This window comes from Paracoccus sp. NIOT.M2S5SZ12, assembly GCF_057748165.1.
The window spans coordinates 49,948-65,000 of the sequence record NZ_JBYLFR010000013.1 but is presented as its reverse complement, the minus strand read 5'-3'; the positions used below and the strand labels follow the sequence as shown (position 1 = coordinate 65,000).

At 69.4% G+C, this 15,053-nt stretch carries 15 protein-coding genes (1 of these 15 running past the window's edge); 4 read left to right on the top strand and 11 right to left on the bottom strand.

Features of this window, described 5'->3' with window-relative positions; translation table 11 throughout:
* From AC2SGK_RS12910 to AC2SGK_RS12890, 5 genes are all read right to left on the bottom strand, one after another.
* Positions 1-293, bottom strand: the start of a protein-coding gene (locus tag AC2SGK_RS12910) for a DUF481 domain-containing protein (RefSeq protein ID WP_488323931.1). 694 nt of this gene lie to the left of the window's left edge; the window shows 293 of its 987 coding nt (coding positions 1-293); its start codon is at positions 291-293; the stop codon falls past the left edge of the window.
* A gap of 489 nt (positions 294-782) precedes the next feature.
* A complete protein-coding gene (nusB, locus tag AC2SGK_RS12905) occupies positions 783-1,265 on the bottom strand; it encodes a transcription antitermination factor NusB (protein ID WP_488323930.1) in 483 nt (160 codons plus the stop codon).
* Positions 1,262-1,810 carry a 6,7-dimethyl-8-ribityllumazine synthase gene (locus AC2SGK_RS12900; RefSeq protein WP_488323929.1) on the bottom strand — a complete coding sequence of 183 codons (549 nt, stop codon included), beginning with the start codon at positions 1,808-1,810 and terminating at the stop codon, positions 1,262-1,264. Before AC2SGK_RS12900 ends, nusB begins: the two co-directional genes overlap by 4 nt.
* Positions 1,811-1,813: 3 nt before the next feature.
* Positions 1,814-2,932, bottom strand: coding sequence for a 3,4-dihydroxy-2-butanone-4-phosphate synthase (ribB, locus tag AC2SGK_RS12895; RefSeq protein ID WP_488323928.1), 1,119 nt, complete (start codon positions 2,930-2,932; stop codon positions 1,814-1,816).
* 22 nt (positions 2,933-2,954) lie between these two features.
* A complete protein-coding gene (locus AC2SGK_RS12890; protein WP_488323927.1) occupies positions 2,955-3,563 on the bottom strand; it encodes a riboflavin synthase in 609 nt (202 codons plus the stop codon).
* Between the two features lie 199 nt (positions 3,564-3,762).
* Here AC2SGK_RS12890 and AC2SGK_RS12885 point away from each other — a divergent pair, with 199 nt between their 5' ends.
* From AC2SGK_RS12885 to AC2SGK_RS12875, 3 genes are all read left to right on the top strand, one after another.
* Entirely contained in the window at positions 3,763-5,115 is a 1,353-nt protein-coding gene (locus tag AC2SGK_RS12885; protein ID WP_488323926.1) for a capsule polysaccharide biogenesis protein, read from the top strand.
* Positions 5,116-5,274: 159 nt separating this feature from the next.
* Positions 5,275-6,363 (top strand): polysaccharide biosynthesis/export family protein, encoded by a 1,089-nt coding sequence (locus AC2SGK_RS12880; RefSeq protein WP_488323946.1) that lies wholly within the window; start codon positions 5,275-5,277, stop codon positions 6,361-6,363.
* A 10-nt stretch (positions 6,364-6,373) separates the two neighbouring features.
* Complete coding sequence (locus tag AC2SGK_RS12875) at positions 6,374-8,371, top strand: capsule polysaccharide biogenesis protein (protein ID WP_488323925.1); 1,998 nt, start codon at positions 6,374-6,376, stop codon at positions 8,369-8,371.
* On the opposite strand, the gene ribD is transcribed toward AC2SGK_RS12875, so the two are convergent.
* Together ribD and nrdR are read right to left on the bottom strand one after the other, a co-directional pair.
* Positions 8,368-9,345, bottom strand: coding sequence for a bifunctional diaminohydroxyphosphoribosylaminopyrimidine deaminase/5-amino-6-(5-phosphoribosylamino)uracil reductase RibD (gene ribD, locus AC2SGK_RS12870; RefSeq protein ID WP_488323924.1), 978 nt, complete (start codon positions 9,343-9,345; stop codon positions 8,368-8,370). The two genes, AC2SGK_RS12875 and ribD, sit on opposite strands and share 4 nt — an antisense overlap.
* A 29-nt stretch (positions 9,346-9,374) precedes the next feature.
* Positions 9,375-9,839 (bottom strand): transcriptional regulator NrdR, encoded by a 465-nt coding sequence (gene nrdR, locus AC2SGK_RS12865; protein ID WP_411838932.1) that lies wholly within the window; start codon positions 9,837-9,839, stop codon positions 9,375-9,377.
* A gap of 163 nt (positions 9,840-10,002) precedes the next feature.
* On the opposite strand from nrdR, the gene AC2SGK_RS12860 reads away from it, so the two are divergent.
* Positions 10,003-10,680 (top strand): SDR family oxidoreductase, encoded by a 678-nt coding sequence (locus tag AC2SGK_RS12860; RefSeq protein ID WP_488323923.1) that lies wholly within the window; start codon positions 10,003-10,005, stop codon positions 10,678-10,680.
* Here AC2SGK_RS12860 and AC2SGK_RS12855 read toward each other — a convergent pair.
* The 4 genes from AC2SGK_RS12855 to rpoD all read right to left on the bottom strand — a co-directional run bounded on the left by AC2SGK_RS12855 (position 10,665) and on the right by rpoD (position 14,933).
* The gene (locus AC2SGK_RS12855) at positions 10,665-11,090 is read right to left on the bottom strand and encodes a secondary thiamine-phosphate synthase enzyme YjbQ (RefSeq protein WP_488323922.1); all 426 of its coding nucleotides are present in this window, start codon (positions 11,088-11,090) and stop codon (positions 10,665-10,667) included. The genes AC2SGK_RS12860 and AC2SGK_RS12855 overlap by 16 nt on opposite strands.
* Positions 11,087-12,478 (bottom strand): DNA recombination protein RmuC, encoded by a 1,392-nt coding sequence (locus AC2SGK_RS12850; RefSeq protein WP_488323945.1) that lies wholly within the window; start codon positions 12,476-12,478, stop codon positions 11,087-11,089. Before AC2SGK_RS12850 ends, AC2SGK_RS12855 begins: the two co-directional genes overlap by 4 nt.
* Positions 12,479-12,544: 66 nt before the next feature.
* Entirely contained in the window at positions 12,545-12,970 is a 426-nt protein-coding gene (locus AC2SGK_RS12845) for a BLUF domain-containing protein (RefSeq protein WP_488323921.1), read from the bottom strand.
* Entirely contained in the window at positions 12,960-14,933 is a 1,974-nt protein-coding gene (rpoD, locus tag AC2SGK_RS12840; protein WP_488323920.1) for an RNA polymerase sigma factor RpoD, read from the bottom strand. The genes AC2SGK_RS12845 and rpoD overlap by 11 nt, the downstream gene beginning before the upstream one ends.
* Between the last annotated feature and the right edge of the window lie 120 nt (positions 14,934-15,053).

The following is a 15,053-nucleotide window of genomic DNA, read 5'->3' as shown; positions in this document are numbered from 1 at the left end:
ATGCGGCCGCCGATCGCCAGATCCTGGTTCTCAGTGTTGCCGGTGCGGCCGGTGTAGCTCAGCGACATGTTGCCGAACAGGCCCTGACGGCGGTCGGCGGGACCGAAGCGGTCGGCGTCGTTGGAACGGTCGAATGCGTCGGTGACGTCATCTTCGATGTCGGTGATGCGGTCGTCGATCTCGGACACACCAGCGGCGTTGGCGCCGGTCGCGATCTCGGACTGGGCGAAGGCCGGAACCGACAGGGCGGCCAGGATGGCGGCGGTGCTGGAGAGCAGCGTAACTTTTTTCATCTCTCGTCCTCACAATCTGAGTAGGATTGTCCTGGTCCCGTCCACGGGCACCAGAGCATCTCTGCTGCAACAACAATTAGCGCCACCGCCTCTGGGTTCAAAGTGCGCTGCACTTCTTGGCACGATCGCGCAAACGTGAGGCCTCGAGGCCTTGACGCAAACAGGCAAGAGATCGCCGAAATTCGCTTGAAATGATTCGTGATGAAACCGGATCGACCGACGCATAACGCACGGTAAATTCGCCTCTTTCTGCCGTTTTCCGACGCTGACGGCCATCCCGACAGGCCCATCTTGCCTGAAACACGGCCGTGACTGCCCATGAAAATGGCAAGAAATGTCCTGCTGCCCGCCATCACTGTTGTTGCATAGATGCCACGACGCTGCCGTTTACCGGACACGCAGGACATGCGCGATCCCGGCTGAAGGACGTGAAAAGGGCCCGGACACCGACTGTCCGGGCCCCATGCGGACCGCGCGTGACCGTGTCGGTCAATCCAGGGAATCAGGCCTCAGGTCGCGCGCCATGTGATCCAGCACCGCGTTGACGAAGCGTGCCTCGCGTCCCTCAGGGAAGAAGGCCTGCGTCAGGCGGACATACTCGCTGATGACGACCCTGGCGGGGGCGCGTTCCGTCACTAGTTCGGCCCCGGCAGCCCGGAAGACGGCGCGCAGCACGGGGTCGATCCGGTCGATGGGCCACTTGGCCACCAGACCGCGATCGGTGGCCTGGTCGATGCGCGACTGCCACATGACCACGTCGTCGACGATGCGCATGAACAGCGCCTCGTCGGCCTGCTCGGTCGGACCGTCGCGGTCGTCGAAGTCGATGCGATAGTTCTGAAACTCGCGCGTGACGCGGTCGGCAGACTGGCCGGCCGCCTCCATCTGGAACAGCGCCTGGACGGCATACATCCGCGCGGCGCTGCTCAGCGTACGGCGGTCGGGGCGCTTTGCGGAATCCTGCTCGCTCATGACCGGCCCTGCCCTTCCATCTGTCCCGCAAGGCGGATCACGTCGTGATCGGCCGCGGATGTCTGCGCGGCATCCCCGCCCCAGCGGCGCGCCAGGGCGATCAGGTGCAGCGCCGCGGCGGCGGCACCGCCGCCCTTGTTCTGTCCCGCTGGATCGGCGCGGACCTCGGCTTGAGCCATAGTCTCGACCGTCAGGATGCCGTTGCCCAGGCACACGCCCTGCAGCCCCAGAAGCGTCAGCGCGCGCGAGCTGTCGTTGCAGACCGTGTCGTAATGCGTCGTCTCTCCGCGGATCACGCAGCCCAGCGCGACGAAGCCGTCATAGCGCCCGCTGCGCGCTGCCATGCCGACCGCGGTCGGGATCTCCAGCGCGCCGGGCACCTCGATCACGTCGAGGCTGGCCCCCGCCGCATCCGCCGTGCCCCGAACCCCGGCCAGCAGGCCGTCGGTGATCGGCTTGTAATAGGGCGCCACGACCGCCAGCAGGCGCACCGGCGCATCAAAACGCGGCAGCGCCAGTTCGTGATGTTGCGTGTTCGAGGCCATGTCTCAGTCCTTGGGAATAGGCCGGGTGGAATGGATGGAAAGCCCGTAGGCGTCAAGCCCCACCACCCGCACGGGCGCCGAATTCGTCAGAAGGGTCAGCTCGGAAAGGCCCAGCGCCGACAGGATCTGCGCGCCCAGCCCGTATTGGCGCAGCGTGTGCGGCCCGGCATCGTCGCCGGGCGTGACCGCATGCGTCAGGTCGCGGATCAGCACGACGACGCCGCGCCCCTCCTGCGCGATGACGTTCATGCAGGACGCGAGGCTACCCGCCCCGTCCCGGCCGATCCCCAGCACGTCGTGCAGCGGGTCCAGCGCGTGCATGCGCACGAGAACCGGGCCGGGGGCGGCCAGATCGCCCTTGGTCAGGACGATATGCTCGGTCCCCTGCGTTTCGTCGGCGAAGATGCGCATCAGCCATTCGCCGCCATGGACCGAGCGGACCGCCTGCTGCGACCGCTCGGCAATCAGGTTGTCGTGCCGGCGGCGATAGCGGATCAGGTCGCTGATCGTGCCGATCTTCAGGCGGTGGCGTTGCGCGAAGGCGACCAGGTCGGGCAGGCGCGCCATGCTGCCGTCCTCATTCATGATCTCGCAGATCACCCCCGACGGGTTCAGCCCCGCCAGGCGCGAGATGTCCACGGCCGCCTCGGTATGGCCGGCGCGGACCAGGACGCCGCCGTTGCGGGCGCGCAGCGGAAAGATATGGCCCGGCGTCGCGATATCGGGCGCGCCCTTGGTCGGATCGATCGCCACGCTGATCGTGCGGGCGCGGTCATGGGCGCTGATGCCGGTCGTGACGCCCTCGCGCGCCTCGATGGACATGGTGAAGGCGGTCTCATGGCGGCTGGAGTTCTTGGGGCTCATCAGCGTGAGGCCCAGCGTCTCGATCCGCTCGGCGGTCAGCGACAGGCAGATCAGGCCGCGGCCATGGGTGGCCATGAAGTTGATCGCATCCGGCGTGGCCATCTGCGCGGGGATGCACAGATCGCCCTCGTTCTCGCGGTCCTCGTGGTCGACTAGGATATACATGCGGCCGTTGCGGGCCTCGTTGATGATGTCCTCGATCGGAGAGATGGCGGCCGACAGGTCGCGCTCGACGGGGCCGGGTTCCTCGAATTGCATCTGTTCGTCCTTCAGACTGGCGTCATGCGCCGATGGGTTGCCCGGCCTCGGCCAGCCGCGCGACATAGCGGGCCAGCGTGTCTATCTCCAGATTGACGGCGTCGCCCACTGCCGCATCGCCCCAGGTGGTGACCTGCTGGGTGTGCGGGATCAGGTTGATGCCGAAGCGGTTGCCCGCGACCTCGTTCACGGTCAGCGAGGTGCCGTTCAGCGTGACCGAGCCCTTGGGCGCGATGAAGCGCGCCAGGTCGGCCGGCGCCTCGAAGGTCAGGCGCAGGCTGTCGCCCTCGCGCGCGGCGGCGGTGATGCGGGCCACGCCGTCCACATGGCCGCTGACGATATGGCCGCCCAGCTCGTCGCCGACGCGCAGCGCGCGTTCCAGGTTCAGCCGCTGGCCCACGGCCCAGCCCTCGGCGCCTATGCGCGTCTTGGACAGCGTCTCGGCCGAGATGTCCACGTCGAACCAGTCCGCGCCCTTGGCGATGACCGTCAGGCAGACCCCGTCGCAGGCGATGGACGCGCCCAGATCGACACCCGCCATGTCATAGGCGCAGCCGATGCGCGCGCGCATGTCGCCGCGCATTTCCACGGCCCGCACGATGCCGATGTCGGTGATGATGCCGGTGAACATCGCGGCCTCCCTGTGTGACGTCCCAATGCTTCCCGTCCGACCTAGGCCATCGGCCCCGCCCGTTCAAGCGTCAAGCCCGGCCTCCTCCAGTCGGCCACCGTTAAGCGTCATGGACAAAATTCTGGATCGACGGGCCGCGACGTGGCATGTCTGGTCTGTTCGGTCCCCGTCGCGGGACGCCATTTCCGTTTCAAGTTCCATGTTCCAGCCCCCGTCCCCGCCACCGGTCCCCCTTGCGGACCCGCCCGCCGCCCGCCTGCCCGACGCGCCCGTCGCGGCGCGGGTGTTCCTGATGCTCCAAGGCCCCCACGGCCCGTTCTTCGACAGGCTGGGCCGTCTGTTGCGCGCGGCGGGCGCGACCGTCTGGCGCTGCGGCTTCAATGCGGGGGACGAGTTCTTCTGGTCCGACCGCGACCGCTTCATCCGCCATGAGGACGGGCTGCCCGGCTGGTCGGCCCATCTGTCGCGCATCCTGATCGAACGTGGCGTCACGGACATCGTCCTCTACGGCGACGTCAGGCCCATCCACGCCACCGCCCGCGCCATGGCGGCCGAACGGGGCTTGCGCATCCACGTCTTCGAGGAGGGATACCTGCGGCCCTACTGGATCAGCTACGAACGGCAGGGCTCGAACGGCAATTCCGTGCTGATGCGGATCCCTCTGGCGCAGATGCGCGCCGTCCTGCGCGAGCAGCTGAACGAGGTGCGCCGCCCCCCCGCCCATTGGGGCGACATGCGCCAGCACAAGTTCTACGGCGCCTTCTATCACTTCCTCATCCTGGTCGCGAACCGCCGCTATCGCGCCTATCAGGGTCATCGCGCGATCTCGGTCGTGCAGGAATTCCGGCTGAACCTGCGCAGGCTGGTCCTGGCGCCGCTCTACAACCTGGGCCGCGCGCTGCAGTGGCGGCGCCTGAGGCTGTCGGGGTGGCCCTACACTCTGGTCCTGATGCAGCTGGAACATGATTCGAACTTCCTCGGCCATTCCCCCTTCACCCGGAACGCGCAGTTCATCGACACGGTCGTCGACGGCTTCGCGCGCGCGGCCCCGCGCCATCACCACCTGATCTTCAAGGCCCATCCGCTGGAGGACGGGCGCGCGGGCAACCGCGCGGCGATCGCCGCGGCCGCGGCGCGGCACGACGTGGCGGGCCGGGTCCACTACATCCGCGGCGGCAAGCTGGCCGAGATCCTCTCGCATGCCCGCGCCGTGGTGACCGTCAACTCGACCGCCGCCCAGCAGGCGCTGTGGCGCGGAATTCCGGTGAAGCCCCTGGGCCGGGCGGTCTACGACAAGCCGGGGCTGGTCTCGGACCAGGATCTGGACGCGTTCCTGGCCGATCCCGACGCACCCGATCCCCAGGCCTACCGGGTGTTTCGCGACTATCTGCTGCAGACCAGCCAGATCCCCGGCGGCTTCTACGCCAGCCGCTCGCGGGCGCATGCGCTGCGGCTGGTGGCCGACATGCTGCTGTCGCCGGACGATCCCTACGAGGCGCTGGCCACCGGCCGGACCCTGCCCCGCCAGCAGCTGTCGGACCGGGATGGCTAAAACGCAACGGCGCGCCTGCGACGCGCAAGAACCTGTGGTCTGAACCGCACGACGCGGCTAGAATAGGGTCAAAACAGGCCGGTCGCACCCGGCCACGATAACAACGGAGTATCCGAGGTGACAGTTACCCTTCGATCGTCGAGCACCCTCAGGGTGCTGATGGCGGCATCGCTCTGCCTTCTCGCGGCCTGCGCGCTGCCCCGGTCCGGTCCCAACAAGGGCGAGATCTTCGACGGCGCCGTCGAGCGCGGCGGCAACACGCAGGTCATTTTCGTGAACGACCACGTGACCCGCGCCTCGGCCTTCGCCCCGGCCTACGGCTTCTCCAACAGCTTCCGCAACGCCGGCCAGGTGGGCGCGGACGAGATCCGGGCCGGCGACACGCTTGGCCTGTCGATCTGGGAGAACGTGGATGACGGTCTGCTGACCTCGCTCGGGTCCAGCTCGACCTCGCTGACCGAGATCCAGGTCGACAGCGACGGCTTCATCTTCGTGCCCTATGCGGGCCGGGTCCGGGCGGCGGGCAACACGCCCGACCAGCTGCGCCAGATCATCACCCGCGAACTCAGCGCCCAGACCCCCGATCCGCAGGTGACGGTCCAGCGCGTGGCGGGCAACGGCGCCACCGTCTCGGTCGTCGGCCGCGTGGGCGCGCAGGGCGTCTATCCGATCGAACGGCCCACGCGGTCGCTCTCGGCCATGCTGGCGCGGGCCGGCGGCGTCGCGATCGAACCCGAGGTGGCGGTCGTCACCGTCAAGCGCGGCAGCGACAGCGGGCGCGTCTGGCTGACCGACCTCTATGCCAGCCCCACCAACGACATCGCGCTGCGTCCGGGCGACCTGATCGTGGTCGAGGAGGATCAGCGCAGCTTCACCGCGCTCGGCGCGCTCGGCGGCCAGACCCGCGTCCCCCTGGGCAACGAGATGATCAGCGCGGCCGAGGCCATCGCGATGGTCGGCGGCCTGAACAGCAGCCTCGCCGACCCCACGGGCGTCTTCGTGCTGCGCGACGAGCCGGAATCGGTCGCCAGCCGCGTGATGGGCAAGCCGGTGATCGGCACGCAGCGCTTTGCCTATGTGCTGGACCTGACCCGGCCGAACGGGCTGTTCCTGGCGCGCGACTTCATCATCCGCGACGGCGATACCGTCTATGTGACCGAAGCGCCCTATGTCCAATGGCAGAAGACGCTCTCCGCCGTCACCGGCAGCGCCGCCACGGCCGACAGCCTGTCCAACATCGGCAACTGACCTGCGCCCGATGACGCCGAACGACGCGACAGCCGCCGGGGAAACCCGGCGGCTTTTCGTCATGAACCTGGGCTTCCTGACCCGCCCCCGCGTCGCGCGCATCCTGACGCTGGCGGGCCATCGCCCGGTTTTGGGCCTGCCGCCGCCGGGCGAACCCGTCGGCATCTGGGGCGCCAGCCCGACCGCATGGCGCGGTCAGGCCATCGCGCGCCGCCGCGGCTGCCCCATCGTCACGGTCGAGGATGCCTTCCTGCGCTCGGTCCTGCCGGGGCGCGCGTCGGGGCACCTGGCCGCGCGCGGGCCCATCGGCCTCCTGATCGACCCGGACGGGCTGCATTTCGACCCCGCCCGCCCCTCGCGGCTGGAGCGGCTGATCGCCCGCCCCCTGACCGACGATCAGCGCGACCGGGCCGTACGGCTGATGGCGCGCATGCGGGCGGCCGATCTGTCCAAGTACAATCACCACGATGCCCGCCACCCCCTGCCCCCGTCGGGCCATGTGCTGGTCATCGACCAGACGCGCGGCGACGCGTCGCTGCAGGGCGCGGACCGCGCCCGCTTCCTGACCATGCTGGAGGCCGCCCGCGACGAGCATCCGGGCCGCCCCATCGTCATCCGCACCCATCCCGAGACGGCCGCGGGCCTGCGTCCCGGCCATCTGGAGGCGGGCGACCTGCGCCCCGGCGACGTGATCTGCGACGGCCCGGTCTCGCCCTGGCGGCTGGTCCAGGAGGCCGAGGCGGTCTATGCCGTCAGCTCGCAGCTGGGCTATGAGGCGCTGCTGGCGGGGCACCGGCCGCGGCTGTTCGGACAGCCCTTCTATGCGGGCTGGGGTCTCAGCGACGACGACAGCCCCCCGCCCCGCCGCGGTCCGGCGACCCGCGAGGCCCTGTTCGCCGCCAGCCATCTGGACGGTCCGGTCTGGTACGACCCCTGCCGCGACCGCCTGACCGATCTGGAGACCGCGATGGACCAGATCGAGGCCGAGGCCCGCGCCTTCCGCCAGGATCGCGACGGCCATCTGGCCCATGGCATGCGCCTGTGGAAGCGACGCTTTCTGGCGCGTGAATTCGGCGACGCGCGGCCCCTGCGCTTTGCCGACCGGCCCTCGGCGGCCGTGACGCTGGCCTGGGCGGGTGCGTCGGCCGCCGTGCCGCAGGCCATCCGCGTCGAGGACGGCTTCCTGCGCTCTCGCGGGCTGGGCGCGGCGCTGACGCCGCCGCTGTCGCTGGTGGCCGACGATCTGGGGATCTATTTCGATCCGAACGCGCCGTCGCGGCTGGAGGCGCTGATCGCGCTTGGGCCCCCGCCGGGCGGGCGGGCGCGGGCCGAACGGTTGATCGCGGCACTGATCGCGGCGGGGCTGACCAAGTACAACCTCGGCGGCGCGGCCGACATGCCGCCGCGCGATGACCGGCGCCGCATCCTGGTCCCCGGCCAGGTGGAGGACGACGCCTCGATCCGCCTCGGCGCCGGAACGGAGCGCACGAACCTGGCCCTGCTGGAGCGCGTGCGCCACGACAATCCGCAGGCCTTCGTGATCTACAAGCCCCATCCCGACGTAGAGGCCGGGCTGCGCCCCGGCGGCATCGCGCCCGAGGCCATGGCCGGTCTGGCCGATCACGTCGCGACCGGGGCCGATCCCGTCGCCCTGATCCGGGATGCGGACGAGGTCTGGACCATGACCTCCACTCTAGGCTTCGAGGCGCTGCTGCGCGGCAGACCCGTCACCACCCTGGGGGCGCCCTTCTATGCGGGCTGGGGCCTGACGCGCGACCTTGGCCCGATACCCGACCGGCGCCGGGCGCGCCCCGATCTGGCGGCGCTGGTCCATGCCTGCCTGATCGCCTATCCGCGCTATCGCGACCCGGTGACGGGCCTGCCCTGCCCGGTCGAACTGGCGCTGGAGCGTCTGGCGGAGGATCGCGTCCCGCACCCGCCGCTGCTGCGACTGCTGGCCAAGGCGCAAGGCGCGCTGGCCGGTCACGCCTGGATCTGGCGGCGCTAGATCCGCCGCCAGCGGTGGAACAGATCGCCCCCGATCGCCCGGCTCTCGACCAGCCGGAACCGCGGCGCATCCGCCAGCGCGGCCCAGCCCGTGGCGCCCAGGAACGGCCGCGCCTCCGCCCCCAGCACCAGCCCCGCCGTGTAACCGACGACCTGATCGACGAGCCCCGCGGTCATCAGGCTGGCCGCCAGCCGGCCGCCCCCCTCGCAAAAGACCCGCGTCAGGCCGCGCCCGGCCAGATCGGCCAGAACCCGGTCGGGCGGTCCCTCCACCCGCCACAGGGGGCCGTGATCGGCATCCTGCGGCGGCATGGGCGGCAGGGCCTGCGCCGACAGGACGATGCGCACGGGCTGCTGGGGCGTGGCGATGCCGCGCACGTTCAGATGCGGCCGGTCGGCCCGCGCGGTGCCCCCTCCGACCAGGATCGCGTCATGCTGCGCGCGCAGGGCATGGACATGCGCGCGCGCCTGCGGCCCGGTAATCCAACGGCTCTCGCCGCTGGCCATGGCGATGCGGCCGTCCAGGCTGCTGGCCAGCTTCAGCGTCACGAAGGGGCGGCGCGCGGTGATACGCAGCAGGAAGCCCGCCTGAAGGTCCGCCGCCTGCTCGGCCAGCACGCCCTCGGTCAGCGGGATGCCCGCCGCGCGCAGCATCGCGTGACCGCGCCCGGCCACGCGGGGGTCGGGATCGGTCAGCGCGGTCACCACGCGGGCGATGCCGGCGCCCACCAGCCCTTCGGCGCAGGGCGGCGTGCGGCCGTGATGGGCGCAGGGCTCCAGCGTGACATAGGCGGTGGCGCCCGCCGCATCGGCGCCCGCCGCGTCCAGCGCCATCCGCTCGGCATGGGGGCGTCCGCCGGGCTGGGTCCAGCCGCGCCCGACGACGCGGCCGTCGCGCACCAGCACGCAGCCCACCGCGGGGTTCGGCCAGACATTGCCCAGACCCCGCCGCGCCAGCCGCAGGGCATGAGCCATGTGCCGCGCGTCCTCTGTCGGGTCGAGCGTCAATCCTGCGCGGCGCCGGGGCGCAGCTCGGACACGAACTTGTCGAAATCGTCCGCGTCCTGGAAGTTCTTGTAGACGCTGGCAAAACGGACATAGGCCACGTTGTCGATGCGCGACAGGGCCTCCATCACGATCTCGCCGATGGCCTTGGAGGGGATGTCGGTCTCGCCGGTGCTCTCCAGCCGCCGGACGATGCCGCTGATCATCTGCTCGATGCGCTCGGGCTCGACCGGGCGCTTCTGCATGGCGATGCGGATCGAGCGGGCCATCTTGTCGCGGTCGAAATCCTCGCGCCGACCGTTGGTCTTGACCACGACCAGATCGCGCAGCTGCACCCGCTCATAGGTGGTGAAGCGGCCGCTGCAGGCCGGGCAGAAGCGACGGCGGCGGATCGCCACGTTATCCTCGGCCGGACGCGAGTCCTTGACCTGGGTATCGACATTTCCGCAAAACGGGCAGCGCATTCCGTTGTCTCTGTGCTGGGGCCATCCACAGCGACTATAGGCAGCTTGGCAGGGATTGGGTAGCGTTATCCACAGCCTACAAGATGCGCCCCCCGGAACCTGTGGCCTGAATGACGCGTTGGCCGCGGTCATTTCCTGCGGATTCCAACCGATTGAGGCCAGCATGACCCAGACCCTGTTCATCACCGGCGCCTCCTCCGGCATAGGCGCCGCCACCGCCCGCGCGGCGGTCGCGGCCGGCTGGACCGTCGCCCTGTTCGCCCGGTCCGCCGACAAGCTGACGGCACTGGCGGACGAGCTTGGCGACAGCGCGATGGTCGTTGGGGGCGATGCGACTGACATCGACGCGCTGACGGCGGCGGCCGCGCAGGTGGAGGAGCGTTTCGGCGGGATCGACGCCGCCTTCGCCAATGCCGGGCGCGGCCTGAAGACGCCGGGCACCGAGGCCGGCGACCTGGACGACATCCGCGGCATGATCGACCTGAACGTCACGGGCGTGGTGCTGACCGCGCGGGCGCTGCTGCCGCATCTGCGCAAGACCCGCGGCACGCTGGTCCTGACCGGATCGGCGGCGGGTCGGCGGCACATCCCCGGCTCGATCTATGGTGCGACCAAGTGGTTCGTGCACGGCTATGCCGGCAATCTGGCCGAGGAGATGCGCGAATGGGGCGGGCGCTGCTGCGTCGTGGCGCCGGGCATGGTGGACACGCCCTTCTTCGACAAGGGCGCCCCTGACAAGCTGCAGCCGCAGGACGTGGCCGATGCGGTGATGCACATGATTACCGCGCCCGAGCGCGCCGCGATCCGCGAGATCTACCTGATGCCTCAGTCGAACGACTGAAACGCGGCCACCACCTCGCGCCGGTGCGGGGCGCGGCGGTGTTCGACCAGATAGACGCCCTGCCAGCGGCCCAGCATCATCGCGCCCCGCCGCACCGGGATCTGCAGCGTCGTCGGCAGGACGGCGGCCTTCAGATGGGCGGGCATGTCGTCCGGTCCTTCGTCCCGATGGGTGATCCAGCCCATCGAGGGGTGGTCGGCCGGTGGCGCGATGCGCTCCAGCCAGGCCAGCAGGTCGGTGCGCACGTCCGGATCGGCATTCTCCTGGATCAGCAGCGAGGCCGAACTGTGCCGGATCATCAGGGTCAGCACCCCGTCACCCGCACCCGTGGCATCCAGCCAGCGATGCAAAGCATCAGTGATCTCGTGCAGCGCGGGTCCATGGGTCTGCACGGTCAGGCTGTGGATCATTCGGCGGCCTCCGGCGGGCGGTCGTCCTCGCGGTCGTGATCCAGCGCCATCTGCTTGCTGCTGCGCGCGCCCAGGCCGCGCAGCATCTCGACCTGCCGGATCACGTTGCCCGGCCCCCGCGTCAGCCGGTCCATCGCCTGCCCATGCGCCCGGCTGGCCTGGTCCAGCGCGCGGCCCACGCCCTCCATCGCCTCGACGAAGCCCGCGACCTTGTCGTAAAGCTGCCCCGCCCGCCGCGCGATCTCCAGCGCGTTGCTCTCGCGCCGCTCGACCGCCCAGACATGGTCCACGGTGCGCAGCGTCAGCATCAGCGTCGTCGCCGTCGTCAGCCCCACGCGGCGGTCGATGGCGAAGCCGGCCAGATCGGGGTCGGCCCGGAGCGCCTCCTGGAACGCCCCCTCGACCGGAACGAACATCAGGACGTAATCGACCGATCCGTCATCCATGCGCTGATAGCCCTTGCGCGACAGCGTCTCGACATGGGCGCGGATGGCCGCGACATGGCGGCGCAGGGCGGCGGCGCGGACCTCCGGCTCCTCGGCGGTGACCGACAGCTGATAATTGTTCAGCGACACCTTGCTGTCGACGACCATGACCTTGCCACGCGGCAGGCGCACCACCGCATCGGGGCGCCACAGCCGGCCGTCATCGTCGCGCCAGCTGGCCTGAAGGTCGTAATGCGTCCCCGCCTCCAGGCCCGAATCCTCCAGGATGCGCTCCAGCACCATCTCGCCCCAGGCTCCCTGCCGCTGCTTGTCGCCCTTCAGCGCGCGGGTCAGGTTCACGGCCTCGCGGCTGATCTGTTCGCTGCGGTTGTGCAGCGACAGGATCTGCTCGCGCAGGCGGGCGGATTCCTCGTCCAGAATGCGGTTGCGGGCCTGCAATTCGGTCTGGAAGCGGCCGACCTGGTCGCGGAACGGCGTCAGCAGCGCCGCCAGCCGGTCGTTCTGCATCCGCTGCAGGTCCTCCTGCTGGCTGCGCAGGGTTTCGGCCGAGAGGATCTTGAACTGCTGGGTCATCTCGGCGCGCATCTCGCGCAGGGTCGCGATCTCGCGCGCATCGGCCTCGGCATCCTTCTCGGCCCGCAGCCGCACCTCGGCAAGCCGGGTCTCCAGCTGGGCCGCCTGCTGCCGCGACAGGTGCAGCGCATCGGTCAGCCCGTCCCGCTCCTCGGTCAGCTCTGCCAGGCGCGCCTCCAGCATCTCGGCGTGCCCGCGCAGGCGAACCTCCTCGATGCGGGCAGCCTGGCGATCGGCGTCGGCCGCGCGGCGCAGGCGCGCCCGGTCGCGCGCGACCATCAGCCACGACACCGCAGCCGCCATCATGAGTACCACCAGACCCAGGGCCGGACCCTGGCTCAGGTGGACCCCCGCCTCATCCACTGTCATCACGCGCGCCGATCTCCTTCGTCACGCGCAACGTTCACAGTTTGTGCCGGAATTGCAAGGCCGTGATCAGATCTCGAGGCCCAGCATGAAGGCCACGACGCCCCCCGCATAATCGCCGCGATGCACCGTGGCCGTGTCGGAGCGTGCGAACCAATCCATCAGCGAGGCCCGGTCGCGGTCCGAAAACCGCATCCGCCAGTCCTGGAACCGACGATGGTTCAGCGCGCCGCTGTCCAGAACCTCGATCCGGCTGTGCCGGCCGTCGGATTCCAGCAAGGCCATGACCTGCCGCAGGCCATCGGCCGGCCCCTCCAGCCACTGGAAGAACAGCCCGTCCTCATGGTGCAGGCAGCCGGTCAGGCCCAGCGACTGGTTGCGCGCGCGCGCGCTGCGCAGGATGTCCTGCATGTCCGATCCGTCCAGACCGGGACGGGCGGTGCTGCGATACAGCACGAAGCCCAGCCCGTCGACGCCCTCCAGATCACTGGTCAAGGAAGGACCGCAGCTTTCTGCTCCGCGAGGGGTGTTTCAGCTTGCGCAGCGCCTTGGCCTCGATCTGGCGGATGCGCTCGCGGGTGACGCTGAACTGCTGGCCGACCTCCTCCAAGGTGTGGTCGGTGTTCATGCCGATGCCGAAGCGCATGCGCAGCACGCGCTCCTCGCGGGGGGTCAGGCTGGCCAGGACGCGGGTCGTGGTCTCCTTGAGGTTCTCCTGGATGGCGCTGTCCAGCGGCAGGACGGCGTTCTTGTCCTCGATGAAATCGCCAAGCTGGCTGTCCTCCTCGTCCCCGATCGGGGTCTCGAGGCTGATTGGCTCCTTGGCGATCTTCATCACCTTGCGGACCTTCTCCAGCGGCATCTGCAGCTTCTCGGCCAGTTCCTCGGGGGTCGGTTCGCGACCGATCTCGTGCAGCATCTGGCGGCCGGTGCGGACCAGCTTGTTGATCGTCTCGATCATGTGGACCGGGATGCGGATCGTGCGGGCCTGATCCGCGATGGAGCGCGTGATCGCCTGACGGATCCACCAAGTCGCATAGGTCGAGAACTTGTAGCCGCGGCGATACTCGAACTTGTCAACGGCCTTCATCAGGCCGATGTTGCCCTCCTGGATCAGGTCCAGGAACTGCAGGCCGCGGTTCGTGTATTTCTTGGCGATGGAGATGACCAGGCGCAGGTTGGCCTCGACCATCTCCTTCTTGGCCTGGCGGGCCTCCTTCTCGCCGCGCTGGACCTGCGCCACGATGCGGCGGAACTCCTCGATGTCGACACCGACATACTGCCCGACCTCGGCCATGTCGGCGCGCAGACGCTCGACCTGATCGCGCGAGCGTTCGAACAAAGCCTGCCAGCCGCGCCCGGCCTGGCCCGACATGCGGTCCATCCAGGTCGGGTCCAGCTCGGCGCCGCGATAGGCGTCGATGAACTCGCGCCGGTTGATACGCGCCGCATCGGCCAGCTTGACCATGCCGCTGTCGATGGTGACGATCCGGCGGTTGATGCCGTAGAGCTGGTCGACCAGCGCCTCGATCCGGCCGCTGTTCAGGTGCAGCGAGTTCACCAGCACCACGATCTCGGAGCGCAGCTTCTGGTACTCGCTCTCGGCGCTGGCCGAGAAGCTGTTGTCCTCGTTCAGCGTCGCGGACATGCGCTGGTCCTGCATGTCGGCCAGGCCCTCGTAGTGATGGGCGATGGCCTCCAGCGTCTCCAGGACCTTGGGCTTGAGGCTGGCCTCCATGGCGGCCAGGGACAGGTTCGCGCCCTCGTCCTCCTCCTCGTCGTCCTCGACGCGCAAGGGGTTGCCGTCGGCGTCGTATTCCTCCCGCTTGGGGGCGGAGGCACTGGGCTCGCCCTCGACGGTCAGCTCGACCTCCTCGGCCTCCTCGCCGTCCATCGACTGGCCGAAGGTGGTCTCCAGGTCGATCACGTCGCGCAGCAGGATCTCCTCGTCCAGAAGCTCCTCGCGCCACAGCGTGATGGCCTTGAAGGTCAGCGGGCTCTCGCACAGCCCGGCGATCATGGTGTTGCGGCCGGCCTCGATGCGCTTGGCGATGGCGATCTCGCCCTCGCGCGACAGCAACTCGACCGAGCCCATCTCGCGCAGGTACATGCGGACGGGGTCGTCGGTGCGGTCCAGCTTCTCGGTCTCGCTGGTGGACACCGCCAGCTCGCGCGACCCCGATCCGGTCGCGACCACGGCGCCGCCCTCGGATTCCTCGGCCGCCTCGTCATCCTCGATGACGTTGATGCCCATCTCGGACAGCATCGACATGACGTCCTCGATCTGCTCGCTGCTGACCTGCTCGGGCGGCAGGACGGCATTCAGCTGATCGTAGGTGATGTAGCCCCGCTCGCGCGCCTCGGCGATCATCCGCTTGACCGCCGCCTGACTCATGTCCAGCGAATGGGCGTTGTCGTCCTTGTCGGTCTTGTCGTGGTCATCGTCCTTGGCGGCCATCCAGGGCTCCTTCTCGGCGAGAACATTTGGCGCGGTCGATTCGCCGAGGGTCGCGAATCAGCGCAAAATCGTGTCGGTTCTAGCGCGCTTCCCGGCCGATTCAAAGGCCGTGCGCGCTGA

Excerpts from the sequence above, each read along its gene's own strand:
- nusB (WP_488323930.1), bottom strand. The coding sequence starts at position 1,265 with ATGAGCGAGCAGGATTCCGCAAAGCGCCCCGACCGCCGTACGCTGAGC.
- AC2SGK_RS12900 (WP_488323929.1), bottom strand. The coding sequence starts at position 1,810 with ATGGCCTCGAACACGCAACATCACGAACTGGCGCTGCCGCGTTTTGAT.
- ribB (WP_488323928.1), bottom strand. The coding sequence starts at position 2,932 with ATGCAATTCGAGGAACCCGGCCCCGTCGAGCGCGACCTGTCGGCCGCC.
- AC2SGK_RS12890 (WP_488323927.1), bottom strand. The coding sequence starts at position 3,563 with ATGTTCACCGGCATCATCACCGACATCGGCATCGTGCGGGCCGTGGAA.
- AC2SGK_RS12885 (WP_488323926.1), top strand. The coding sequence starts at position 3,763 with ATGTTCCAGCCCCCGTCCCCGCCACCGGTCCCCCTTGCGGACCCGCCC.
- AC2SGK_RS12880 (WP_488323946.1), top strand. The coding sequence starts at position 5,275 with ATGGCGGCATCGCTCTGCCTTCTCGCGGCCTGCGCGCTGCCCCGGTCC.
- AC2SGK_RS12875 (WP_488323925.1), top strand. The coding sequence starts at position 6,374 with ATGACGCCGAACGACGCGACAGCCGCCGGGGAAACCCGGCGGCTTTTC.
- ribD (WP_488323924.1), bottom strand. The coding sequence starts at position 9,345 with ATGGCTCATGCCCTGCGGCTGGCGCGGCGGGGTCTGGGCAATGTCTGG.
- nrdR (WP_411838932.1), bottom strand. The coding sequence starts at position 9,839 with ATGCGCTGCCCGTTTTGCGGAAATGTCGATACCCAGGTCAAGGACTCG.
- AC2SGK_RS12860 (WP_488323923.1), top strand. The coding sequence starts at position 10,003 with ATGACCCAGACCCTGTTCATCACCGGCGCCTCCTCCGGCATAGGCGCC.
- AC2SGK_RS12855 (WP_488323922.1), bottom strand. The coding sequence starts at position 11,090 with ATGATCCACAGCCTGACCGTGCAGACCCATGGACCCGCGCTGCACGAG.
- AC2SGK_RS12850 (WP_488323945.1), bottom strand. The coding sequence starts at position 12,478 with ATGACAGTGGATGAGGCGGGGGTCCACCTGAGCCAGGGTCCGGCCCTG.
- rpoD (WP_488323920.1), bottom strand. The coding sequence starts at position 14,933 with ATGGCCGCCAAGGACGATGACCACGACAAGACCGACAAGGACGACAAC.